The organism is Halogeometricum borinquense DSM 11551, from assembly GCF_000172995.2.
Lineage (GTDB): Archaea > Halobacteriota > Halobacteria > Halobacteriales > Haloferacaceae > Halogeometricum > Halogeometricum borinquense.
Map to the genome: position 1 here is coordinate 214,863 of NC_014731.1, position 11,604 is coordinate 226,466.

The 11,604-nt window shown below is 61.3% G+C and carries 13 protein-coding genes; 11 read left to right on the top strand and 2 right to left on the bottom strand.

What is annotated here, in order from left to right; genetic code table 11:
* Positions 1-35 precede the first annotated feature (35 nt).
* The 4 genes from HBOR_RS16795 to HBOR_RS16810 all read left to right on the top strand — a co-directional run bounded on the left by HBOR_RS16795 (position 36) and on the right by HBOR_RS16810 (position 2,563).
* A complete protein-coding gene (locus HBOR_RS16795; RefSeq protein ID WP_006054611.1) occupies positions 36-380 on the top strand; it encodes an Htur_1727 family rSAM-partnered candidate RiPP in 345 nt (114 codons plus the stop codon).
* On the top strand, positions 377-1,588 hold the full coding sequence (locus HBOR_RS16800) for a TIGR04347 family pseudo-SAM/SPASM protein (protein WP_006054610.1): 1,212 nt from the start codon (positions 377-379) through the stop codon (positions 1,586-1,588). The genes HBOR_RS16795 and HBOR_RS16800 overlap by 4 nt, the downstream gene beginning before the upstream one ends.
* Before the next feature lie 76 nt (positions 1,589-1,664).
* Positions 1,665-1,898, top strand: coding sequence for a DUF2249 domain-containing protein (locus HBOR_RS16805; RefSeq protein WP_006054609.1), 234 nt, complete (start codon positions 1,665-1,667; stop codon positions 1,896-1,898).
* 65 nt (positions 1,899-1,963) lie between these two features.
* On the top strand, positions 1,964-2,563 hold the full coding sequence (locus HBOR_RS16810; RefSeq protein WP_006054608.1) for a hypothetical protein: 600 nt from the start codon (positions 1,964-1,966) through the stop codon (positions 2,561-2,563).
* Positions 2,564-2,570: 7 nt separating this feature from the next.
* Here HBOR_RS16810 and HBOR_RS20670 read toward each other — a convergent pair whose 3' ends face one another.
* Positions 2,571-2,777, bottom strand: a complete 207-nt coding sequence (locus HBOR_RS20670) for a DUF7560 family zinc ribbon protein (protein WP_081457892.1) — start codon at positions 2,775-2,777, stop codon at positions 2,571-2,573.
* 63 nt (positions 2,778-2,840) lie between these two features.
* On the bottom strand, positions 2,841-3,482 hold the full coding sequence (locus HBOR_RS16815; protein WP_013440772.1) for a helix-turn-helix domain-containing protein: 642 nt from the start codon (positions 3,480-3,482) through the stop codon (positions 2,841-2,843).
* A gap of 317 nt (positions 3,483-3,799) precedes the next feature.
* Between HBOR_RS16815 and HBOR_RS16820 the strand changes: the two genes are divergently transcribed.
* Genes HBOR_RS16820 through HBOR_RS16850 form a run of 7 tightly spaced genes read left to right on the top strand, consistent with a single transcriptional unit; the run spans position 3,800 to position 11,603 of the window.
* A complete protein-coding gene (locus HBOR_RS16820; protein WP_006054606.1) occupies positions 3,800-4,384 on the top strand; it encodes a hypothetical protein in 585 nt (194 codons plus the stop codon).
* Positions 4,384-5,043 (top strand): QcrA and Rieske domain-containing protein, encoded by a 660-nt coding sequence (locus tag HBOR_RS16825; RefSeq protein ID WP_006054605.1) that lies wholly within the window; start codon positions 4,384-4,386, stop codon positions 5,041-5,043. Before HBOR_RS16820 ends, HBOR_RS16825 begins: the two co-directional genes overlap by 1 nt.
* Positions 5,043-6,467 (top strand): cytochrome b, encoded by a 1,425-nt coding sequence (locus HBOR_RS16830; RefSeq protein ID WP_006054604.1) that lies wholly within the window; start codon positions 5,043-5,045, stop codon positions 6,465-6,467. The genes HBOR_RS16825 and HBOR_RS16830 overlap by 1 nt, the downstream gene beginning before the upstream one ends.
* On the top strand, positions 6,464-6,676 hold the full coding sequence (locus tag HBOR_RS16835) for a hypothetical protein (RefSeq protein WP_006054603.1): 213 nt from the start codon (positions 6,464-6,466) through the stop codon (positions 6,674-6,676). The genes HBOR_RS16830 and HBOR_RS16835 overlap by 4 nt, the downstream gene beginning before the upstream one ends.
* Entirely contained in the window at positions 6,673-9,663 is a 2,991-nt protein-coding gene (gene narG, locus HBOR_RS16840) for a nitrate reductase subunit alpha (protein WP_006054602.1), read from the top strand. The genes HBOR_RS16835 and narG overlap by 4 nt, the downstream gene beginning before the upstream one ends.
* Positions 9,660-10,721, top strand: a complete 1,062-nt coding sequence (gene narH, locus HBOR_RS16845; RefSeq protein ID WP_006054601.1) for a nitrate reductase subunit beta — start codon at positions 9,660-9,662, stop codon at positions 10,719-10,721. The genes narG and narH overlap by 4 nt, the downstream gene beginning before the upstream one ends.
* 57 nt (positions 10,722-10,778) lie before the next feature.
* A complete protein-coding gene (locus tag HBOR_RS16850) occupies positions 10,779-11,603 on the top strand; it encodes an ethylbenzene dehydrogenase-related protein (protein WP_006054600.1) in 825 nt (274 codons plus the stop codon).
* The last annotated feature ends 1 nt before the right edge of the window (position 11,604 follow it).

Below are 11,604 nucleotides of genomic sequence, written 5' to 3' on the forward strand. Positions count from 1 at the left end.
AACGGTGGTTACGCAACACCTCGTTTTCGATACGTATGGTCGAAAAACCGGACCGCTACCGAGTCGGTGAGGAACCGCGCACCGTTGACGAGCGAGACTCGTCGGACGGCCGAGAGAACCTCGGCAACGCTGTCGAACGGGAGTGGGAGGTGTTCGTCCGCGAGGACGACGACGACGCCCTTCGTCACGTCGGGAGTGTGTCCGCGCCGTCGGCGGACATCGCATACGAACAGGCGACGAAACTGTTTGGCTGGTACGCGAACGATATCTGGGTCTGTCCCGCCGACGCTGTCTGTCGGTATTCGACGCACACACTCGATGACGATGCCGAACGGATGACGATCAGTTCGAAAGACGAGGAGCGAACTCACGAGGCATGATCTCAGTTAGTAAACTCCTGTGCGAACTGGACGCCGAAGGTGATGGACTCCGGTACGACGCGGCGTCGGAGTCGTCGAAACCGCAGATTACCGAGGAGAAACAGCGCCGTCCGGTCGTCGTCTGGAACCTCACGAAGCGGTGCAATCTCTACTGTGCGCACTGTTATGCTGCGGCCGATACGGAGACTGCACCGGGCGAACTCAGCACGGCCGAGGGAAAACGACTACTGGACGACCTCGCGGACTACGGCGTCCCAGTCGTGCTGTTCTCCGGCGGCGAACCCCTCGTCCGCGACGACGTGGTGGAACTCGTTGAATACGCCGCCGACCGCGGGATTCGTCCCGTTCTCTCCACTAACGGGACGCTCATCACGCCCGAGAAAGCGCGGGCGTTACGGGACGCCGGACTGCAGTACGCAGGCGTCTCGGTCGATGGGCTTCCGGAACGAAACGACGAGTTCCGCGGTGCCGAAGGAGCGTTCGACGCCGCAGTCCGCGGGATTCGCGCCTGTCTCGATGCGGGACTCAAAACGGGGCTTCGCTACACCATCACCGAGCAGAACGCCGAGGACCTCCCGGGTGTCGTGGACTTGCTCCACGACGAGGGCGTTGATCGGTTCTGCTTCTACCACCTCGATTACGGCGGGCGCGGCGCGGGTATCGCCGACGTGGACCTCACTCCTGCGGACAAACGCGAGGCCGTCAAGCGGGTGTGCGACCTCACGCGCGAGTACCACGAACAAGGGGCCGAAATCGAGACGCTTCTCGTCGGCAACTACGCCGACGCCGCCTATCTGGTCGAGTACGCCCGCCGACATCTCGGTGAGCAAACAGCTGAACGTATCTACGAATACCTCCGCCGAAACGGTGGCGACCCGACGGGCGAACGGATTGCCGACGTAGATTATCAGGGCAACGTCCACCTCACGCAGTTCTGGCAGGGGTACAGTCTCGGCAACGTCCGCGACCGCTCGTTCGGTGCTATCTGGGACGACGAGACGAATCCGCTACTCCGTCGCCTCCGCGAGCGACCCGAACACCTCACGGGGCGGTGTGCCGACTGTCGCTATCAGGGTATCTGCCGCGGTGCGTCGAGACTTCGCGCCCTCTCGGCACACGATGACCTCTTTGCGCCTGACCCGCAGTGTTACCTGCGCGACGAGGAGATAGCGAGTTCGCCGGGTCGGAGTGGAGTCGGAGCCGACTGATTTCCCCCGAACCGGATTTCAGACCGAACACGTTCGGCAAAAGGACCTCACACCGTGGTAGTCAAGCCATCAACGCATGGCAGCGACCACCCTCGATCTACGAGATGTCCCGCCGCCGGAACGCCATCCGAAGATTCACGACGCCTTCGAGTCGCTGGAGAGCGGCGAAGCGCTCGAACTCGTGAACGACCACGACCCGAAACCGCTGTTCTACGAAATGCAAGCCGAAGTCGATTCGTTCGACGCTGAGGGGTACGAGGTCGAACAGCGCGGACCGACTGAGTTCGTCGCACGTCTCCCGAAGAAGTAGCGGGGGACGGCGACACGAACGTGTTCGGCCCTACGTCTACCGGGTGACGGGACGAACGAACTATCATGGTTGGATTCCCCTCCCTGTTCGGTGGCGATGACGAGCGCGATGATCTGTTCGATGACTACGACGAATACGTCCCCGAACACCTTCCCGAACTCGGTCCGTTTGTCGCGGCGCAGCAGGTACTCACCGGCGAGGCGCACGTCGCGTTCCACGAGGTGACAAGAGCCGTCTTCGAGGAACGAACGGTGTACGACATGACGTTCAACTACAATCTCGCCAAACTGAATCTCGACACGCGCCATCCGAACGCGGGCTATCGCTACGCGGTGGAATCGGCGGACGGGGCGTCGTCTGACGAGGCGGTACTCCGTGCTGAGTTCACGCCGACGACGCCGTTCTGTCCGCAAAGTAATACACTTACGCTCGGGTCGTTCAGAGCGTGGAACGGACTTTCTGAGCACCACGAGTACGATATCGTCCGCGTTCGCCTCCATCCGATGCACCATCAGTCGGCGTCGATAAACGAACGACTGGCGGAACTGGAAGCCGAGTACCGCGAGACGGGCACTGTCACCGACGCTACTGGTGAATCTGACGAGACGAATACGGCACTGTCAGCGGATAGAGCGGCGGGTTACGATCCGAACGCACCGTTCTGACACTCTGTTACCTTCTCTGGTGTTTCTCTGGCTGGGAGAACGCGTCGGCGCTCACTGCCGTCTCGCACAGGACACACCCGTGTTCCAGTATCTCTGTCCGTATCTCCGTTCCGACGGTTACAACGGTGTCGCACTCGGGACAGTCGAAGATGAACTGTTGGGGCACGGTTCTCTCTAGTACTGTGAGTTTCGTCCCACAATCTAAGACTACCATCCCCGCATTGTATGGGAACTGAAGTACTTCGCACTATCCCGCGAGTGGACGGGTATCGTGGCGTTAAAATTCGAGTATCGAATCGAGAAGCTTCGACTGGGCAGCAGAGAGGTGTTCAGCGAACGTTGAGCGGTTGATGTCGAGTGCGTTAGCAACTTCGGTCGCGTTCGCGTCTTTCGGATGCCCGAAGTAGCCCATCTCGTGGGCCGTTTCCAGTACTTCCTGTTGCCGTTCCGTGAGGGTGTCACGATTGATCAGGACGAGGTTGTTGTTGGCTTCTGGCTCCTGAGACCGGGTCAGGCGACGGAGCGAAACGTCGGGAAACTGCTCTCGGAGTCCGACGACTATCTCGCGGAGGTTGCGTATGTCCCGTGCGACGAACTGAACGACCAGGGCGTTTTCGGTCGTTCGGAAGGAGCGAACCGGGCAGCCTCGACTTTCGACAAACTCACACGGACAAGAGGGTGTCGTTCCCGTTTTGCATTCGAATCGGTGGACGGTTTTATCGTCGTAGTGAAACACTTCCTCGGTACTGTTGAACTCCGTCCCGGACTCCGCCGTAAAATCCACTGTAACACTGTCCTCCGACGGCATCGTCGAACGCGATATCGACGAAATCTCTTCCGTTTTCTGGGGCATGTTCCCGATCCGACAGCCAGCCCCGGTGACGACCTCCACCTCCGCGTGAACCCCTTGTCCTGTCATACCACACATTATTTTCTGCGAATGCCTATACGTTTTGCCGCACACATTCTCTTTGTTACTTATTCACAGTGGCGGCTCAAAAAAGCAAAAAGACAGCTAAACTACACGAATCTGTCCGAATCGCTACTGGACCCATTTTGACCTTCCTTATAAATGCCCCATATCCTATGGTGGCTGGATTACCCCAGTCCCTCCGTGAATTGTAACTAGAGCAGTGACTTTCAGAACCAGTCTACAACCGGGCCAGCAGAGTTGGTGTCGTCCGACGAACGCAGCGGTGTCGGCCGACCTCATAACGGAGTCGGAGGTGAGGGACCATGAGACGTGAGACGGTGGTTGTCGTCCTCCTTCTCATCGTGGTTCTGCTCCCGATGTGGTTCGTCGCTTTGCACGGCGAACCGCCGAGCGAGGAGGTCGAAATCGACCAGAGTGTAACCGAGATGCGTCCGCTCGAAGAGATTATCGATACGCCGAACAAACTCGCGCCGAGTCAGGTCGGCGTCATCGTCTGGGTCGCCCTGTTCGGCTTGGTCGCCGTGCTCGCTGCCGTCCACCGATTCATGGACTCCGCGGTGCGGCCGGACGAACCGAGCGACACGGACGACGCAGTCGTTGCCGACGGCGGGCAGGTCGGACTGCCGTGGTTCTGGACTGACGACCGCTGGGTCGTCGAGTACCACGACGCCACCGACGCAAAGGAAGGTATCTTGGCGATGGGTGGACTGACCATCCTCGCTATCGCCTTTGCGGCGCTGTTCACCGGCGAGTATCTCACGCTCGCGCGGACCCAGTACTTCGGCGTCTACGCGACGGGTATGTTCGTCTCGTTGGCGCTTCTCACCGTTGCGTACTACGCGTGGTTTCTCCCGCACGTCGAAGTCGCAGAACGGAGGGGACACTGATGACTCTCGGAAGCGGACCATCCGATTCGGATACGTGCGAAGACTGTTGTTCGAGTTGCCCAGACGACGGTGGGGGGTTCCATCCGAGCATCTTCTCGGATAACCGCGCGGCGGTGGAACGTCGTGATTACGCAAAACTCCTCGCCACCGTCGGCGGCCTGACGGCGGTCGGTAGTCTCACCGCGCCGTTAGCGGGGTTGACGCGCGTGTTCGAGCGATCCTACACCGGCCCTGTCTACTCCGACGGTATCTACCTCGTCGATGGCGAGGGCGAACGCGTCTCCGAGTCCGCGTTAGCGGAGGGCGAGAAGATGACTGTCTTTCCGGAACCGCGGCCGGGAATCGAGCGTGCACCGACGTTGCTCGTGAGGCACGCGAAAGAAGCCTACTCGGGCGGAACGAAACTGGAGTACACTGTCGCGGGCTACGCCGCCTATTCAAAAGTCTGCACGCACGCGGGGTGTATGGTCTCGAACGAGGAGGGGGAGACACTCGTCTGTCCGTGCCACTTCGGGAAATTCGATCCGACGGCCGGGGCGAAAGTCGTCGGCGGGCCGCCGCCGAGACCGCTCCCACAACTGCCGATCACACTTTCGAGCGAGGGCTACCTCATCGCCACGGGCGACTTCGAGGGTCCCGTCGGGGCAGGTGGTGAGTGATGTCCCGCGTAGACCGACTCGAAGAACGAGCGAGTGACGCCGGAACGCGGACGTACAACTGGTTAGACAGCCGATTCGACCTCGACAACGGACGGGCGTTCTTGGGCAAGGCATTCCCCGCCGAGGACTCGTTCCTCCTCGGTGAGGTAGCTCTGTTCTGCTTTGTGATGCTCGCTCTGACAGGCATGTTCCTCGGGATGTTCTTCGAACCCTCGACTAGCGCTGTCGAGTACGAGGGGAGCGTCGCCGCGTTCCAAGGTGAGGAGGTCCCCGAGGCGTTCGCGAGCGTCCTGCACATCACCTACGACATCCCGTTCGGCATGTTCATCCGCCGGATACACCACTGGGCGGCACACCTGTTCGTCGCTTCTATCGGGTTACACATGCTCAGGGTGTTCTTCACCGGGGCGTACCGTAATCCGCGCGAACCGAACTGGGTGGTTGGAACCGGACTCGCCGGATTGGCCATGGGTGCCGCATACACCGGATACGCGCTCCCGTTCGACGAATTCGCCGCGACAGCGACGGGCATCGGATACAACCTCGCAACATCAATCCCGTTCGTCGGCAGCGTTGTCGGGAAGGTGGTGTTCGGCGGCGAATTCCCGTCGAGTGCGACCATCCCGAGGTTGTACTTCTTCCACGTCCTCGTTATCCCCGTCGCCATCGCCATCCTCTTGGCGATACACATGGCGATACTGGTCCGACAGAAACACACCGAAGCACCCCGCAACGACGACGTTCGTGGTGCGGAACCACCGCAGTCTACTCGGACTCCCGACGCTGGCGCGGTGAGCGATGGCGGGACCGAGACGGCTGTCGCAAAGGAAGACGATACCGTGGTCGTCGGCCTCCCGGCGTTCCCGAATCAGGCGGCTGTCAGCGCCGTCGTCTTCTTCCTGACACTGGCGACGCTGGCGGCGCTGGGCGGCTTCTTCCCCGTTCACAACATTGCGGAGTACGGGCCGAACAACCCCGCGGGAACACCGGAACTCATCATGCCCGACTGGTTCTTGATGTGGGTGTACGGCTTCCTGAAGCTTCTCCCGTCGTGGATGAGCTTCACCATCCCCGTCGTCGGCGTCCACGTCTCCACGGAGTTCGTCGGCGGCGTGTTGCTCCCGACGGTTGTCTTCGGAGCCATCGCCGTCTGGCCGTTCATCGATTACCGCGAGAATCCGGTCCACTTCACGGCCAGTCCGCTCGATAGGCCGTGGCAGACGGCAGTCGGCGTCGCAGCTATCCAGTTCATCATGATCGCGTCTATCGCGGGCATGAACAACCTCCTGGGACGAGCGTTAGACGTGGGAACCGAGGTCGTGAATCCGATTCTCACCGTCGCACTGTTCGTCGTTCCCGGTGTTTCTGGATTGTTGACCTACCGTCTTCTACAGGACGATTCGACTGAGGGAGACGACCGATGACGGATGCTGGCACAACCGACGAGACGGGCGTCCGCCTCGAACTGTCGGCGTGGACGTATCGGCACCTCGACCGCGCGAGTAAACTCCTCGGCGTGGGGCTTGTCGCCCTCGGTCTGGAGATGGGCGGCGACACTCTCACGGGGGTTGCACTCGGCGTGGTGGGCGCGGCACTGGCATTGACGACGGTTTTCGTACGGAGGCAGGAATGAGCCGAAACGACGCATCACACACCGACGAGACGGCCGGAGAATCGGACGATAAACGGCGGGCAGTCGATCAGTCGGACGACGAGCAACCGAAGAAGCGAGGCGCAAACGAGGAACGAACTGACGGCGGCCCCGCCGTCGGCGACCCGCCGGGAGGTGACAACCCGTCCCGACGCGGGTTCCTCAAGGGTGTCGGACTCGCGTCCGTCCTCGGAATCGGGAGCGCGTCGGCGTCCGACGACGCCCTGTTCTCGATGGACGGACTCCAACCGGTGGGTGACCCCATCGGTGAGTATCCGTATCGTGACTGGGAGGACCTCTACCGCGAGCAGTGGGACTGGGACTCAGTATCTCGTTCGACTCACAGCGTCAACTGCACCGGCAGTTGCTCCTGGAACGTCTACGTCAAGAACGGGCAGGTCTGGCGCGAAGAGCAGTCCGGCGACTACCCCCGGTTCGACGAGTCACTGCCCGACCCGAACCCGCGCGGGTGTCAGAAGGGGGCGTGTTACACCGACTACGTCAACGCCGAGCAGCGCATCAAACACCCGTTGAAGCGCGTCGGCGAACGTGGCGAGGGCAAGTGGAAGCGAATCACGTGGGACGAAGCCCTCACCGAGATTGCCGAACACGTCGTTGACGAGGTAGAGGCCGGACGGTACGACGCTATCAGCGGCTTCACGCCGATTCCCGCGATGAGTCCCGTCTCGTTCGCTAGCGGGTCGCGGCTCATCAACCTGCTCGGCGGCGTCAGTCATTCGTTCTACGACTGGTACTCCGACCTGCCGCCGGGCCAACCTATCACGTGGGGCACGCAGACGGACAACGCCGAGAGCGCAGACTGGTACAACGCCGACTACATCATCGCGTGGGGGTCGAACATCAACGTCACGCGCATCCCGGACGCGAAGTACTTCCTCGAATCGGGCTACAACGGCACCAAGCGCGTCGGTATCTTCACCGACTACTCGCAGACGGCCATCCACACTGACGAGTGGCTTAGCCCTGACCCCGGCTCCGACACTGCACTCGCACTCGGGATGGCACAGACAATCGTCTCCGAGGGACTGTACGACGAGGCGCATCTCAAAGAGCAGACCGACATGCCGCTTCTCGTCCGGCAGGACACCGGTAAGTTCCTCCGTGCGAGCGACGTCCCGTCGGTCAACAGCAGCGCCGACCGGCCCGAATGGATGCTTCTGATGCTCGATTCGAACGGGCAACTCCGTGAAGCGCCGGGATCGCTCGGTGAACGCGACGGACAGAAGGACTACTCGAAGAGCATCGACCTCGACTTTGACCCCCGACTCGACGCCGAGACGACCGTCCAGACCGACGACGGAAGCGTCCAAGTACGGTCTGTGTGGGCCGAACTGCGCGACGAACTCGCCCAGTACGACCCCGAGACGGTCACCAAGATGACCGGCGTCGGTACGGAGACGTACCAACGAGTCGCCCGCGAGTTCGCCGATGTCGAACGCGCGAAAATCATTCACGGCAAGGGCGTCAACGACTGGTACCACAACGACCTCGGGAACCGCGCCATCCAGTTGCTCGTCACGCTGACCGGCAACCTCGGCCGTCAAGGAACCGGGGTTGACCACTACGTCGGCCAAGAGAAAATTTGGACGTTCCACGGGTGGAAAACCCTCTCGTTCCCCACCGGGAAGGTTCGCGGGGTGCCGACGACGCTGTGGACCTACTACCACGCCGGTATCCTCGACAACACGGACGCGGACACCGCGGCGAAGATACGCGAATCCATCGACAAGGGGTGGATGCCCGTCTATCCTGAGGAACGCGAAGACGGATCGCGGCCGGACCCGACGACGATGTTCGTCTGGCGGGGGAACTACTTCAACCAGGCAAAGGGGAACGTCGCCGTCGAAGAGGAGTTGTGGCCGAAACTCGACCTCGTGGTGGACATCAACTTCCGGATGGATTCGACGGCCCTCTATTCGGATATCGTCCTGCCGACGGCCAGTCACTACGAGAAGCACGACCTGTCGATGACGGACATGCACACCTACGTGCATCCGTTCACGCCCGCTGTTGAACCGCTGGGCGAGTCGAAGACCGACTGGCAGATATTCAAGGACCTCGCCGAGAAGATTCAGGAAGTCGCAACCGAGCGCGGCGTCGAACCGATTTCGGATCGGACGTTCGACCGCGAGATCGACCTCCAGTCAGTGTACGACGACTACGTCCGCGACTGGGAGACGGAGACGGACGGCGCACTCGCGGAGGACCGCGCGGCCGCCGAGTACATCCTCGAACACTCAGCGGAGTCGAATCCAGCGGGAACCGACGAACAGATAACGTTCGCCGATACGGTCGAACAACCGCAGCGACTGCTCGAAGCGGGCGACCACTGGACTTCTGATATCGAAGACGGCGAGGCGTACGCGCCATGGAAGGACTTCGTGCAGGACAAGAACCCGTGGCCAACCGTCACGGGCCGCCAGCAGTACTACATCGACCACGACTGGTTCCTCGAACTCGGCGAGCAGTTGCCGACGCACAAGGAGGGACCGACGAACACCGGCGGCGACTATCCGATGGAGTACAACACGCCGCACGGTCGATGGGCTATCCACTCGACGTGGCGCGACAGCGAGAAGATGCTCCGCCTGCAACGCGGCGAACCCATCGTCTACATCAACCCCGACGATGCCGCCGAACGCGGCATCGAGGACGGCGACACCGTCGAGGTGTTCAACGACCTCGGTGCCGTCGAAGTACAGGCGAAGATATATCCCAGCAGCGAACGGGGGACGCTTCGACACTTCTTCTCGTGGGAGAAGTTCCAGTACGCCAGTCGGAACAACTTCAACACGCTCGTCCCGATGTACATGAAACCGACACAGCTCGTCCAATACCCCGAAGACACGGGCGAACACCTGTACTTCTTCCCCAACTACTGGGGGCCAACGGGGGTCAACAGCGACGTCCGGGTGGACGTACGAAAGAAAGGAGGTGATGGCGGATGAGCGCCGACGATACGTCCCAAAGCGACGACGAGGTCAATCTCGCGGAGGATGTCGATCACCAAGTGGCGATGGTGATGGACCTGAACAAGTGCATCGGCTGCCAGACGTGTACGGTCGCGTGTAAGTCGCTCTGGACGGAAGGCGGCGGCCGCGACTACATGTACTGGAACAACGTCGAGACGAAACCCGGCGAGGGCTATCCACGCGATTGGGAGAACTCCGGCGGTGGATGGAAGTCCAGCGAGCACAACGAGCGCCAACCCGGGCAGATTCCGTCGCAGGAAGACTACGGTGAGTCGTGGGAGTTCAACCACCAGGAGATCATGTACGACGGGAGCGATCAGCCCCTCCGTCCGCAGTCGGATCCCGAGTGGGGACCGAACTGGGACGAGGATCAGGGAGATGGCGAGTACCCCAACTCGTATTACTTCTACCTCCCGCGTATCTGCAATCACTGCACGCACCCCTCTTGCGTCGAGGCGTGCCCGCGGAAGGCCATCTACAAGCGAGAAGAGGACGGTATCGTCCTGATCGACCAAGAGCGGTGTCGTGGCTACCGCTACTGCGTCGAAGGCTGTCCGTATAAGAAGGTGTACTACAACGCAGCGAAGAAAACGTCCGAAAAGTGCATCTTCTGCTATCCTCGTCTCGAGGGAGAGGGTCCGGAGGGTGAGACGTTCGCGCCCGCGTGCGCCGAGGACTGCCCGCCACAACTCCGACTTGTCGGCTTCCTCGACGACGAACAGGGGCCTATCCACAAACTCGTCAACGAGTACGAAGTCGCACTGCCGCTTCATCCGGAGTTCCAGACACAACCGAACGTGTACTACATTCCACCGTTCGCACCGCCGCAACACTCTGAAGACGGCGAAACCGTGGATGTCGAGCGCATCCCGCGGACGTACTTGGAGAAACTGTTCGGCGAACGCGTTCACGAGGCACTCGATACCATCGAACGGGAGCGCGACAAGGTAAATCGCGGCGGGGAGAGTGAACTGCTCGACATGTTGACCGACACGAATCCGGCACGGAAGTACCGTTTGGAGGTGTTCGACTGATGCGAGCAAGGCGAGCGAAGGCGAGTTCGCCGGACGACAGTCCGGAGGTGTTCGACGATGAGTGAACGAGACGACACCCGTCGGGTCGCCGCGTGGGCGCTTGTCGCAGCATGTTTCGTCGTGCTGACCGCCGTTCTCGGTCCAGCCACGGTAGCGGCGCGCCCGGCGAATCAGATTCCGGTCGAATCGGTGTCCGCGGAGGAGAATCCCCAACAGCCGTCGAGTGAGGCGTGGGACAAAGTCCCTCCAGTCGAGGTGCCGCTGACGAGTGCGCCGAGCGGATTGCCGAACGCGAGTGATACATCCGTCGAGACAGTCCGCGTCCAGTCGGCCCGGACCGACGGCCGGTTCTACCTTCGGATGTCGTGGCACGATGGGACAGCGGACAGAAACGCTTCTGATCCGCGTGAGTTTGCCGACGCTGCCGCGGTGCAGGTTCCGGTTAACACCAGCGTCCGGCCGCCCATCTCGATGGGTAGTACGCGGAACTTGGTGAACGTCTGGTACTGGCACGCTGACGGCGAGACCGAGGAACTTCTCGCTGGTGGCCCCGGAACCACCACCGAGTTCGAGTCGTCGTCGGTGAAAACTGCGACGAACTACGACGACGGTCGATGGACAGTCGTCGTCTCGCGAGCGATAACGACCGATACCGCCAACCAGACTTCGTTCGCGGTGGACCACGACGTGGATGTTTCGTTCGCCGTGTGGAACGGGTCGAATATGGAACGCTCGGGGACGAAAGCGGTCAGCGAGTGGTATCACTTCCCGCTCGGTCCCGGTCCGCAGGGACCGCCTTATGAGTCCATCCTGTGGACTGTTGCGGGTCTCGCAATTGTCGGTACCGCGCTCGTGACGATTCAGGCGGTGCGGAACTCCTGAG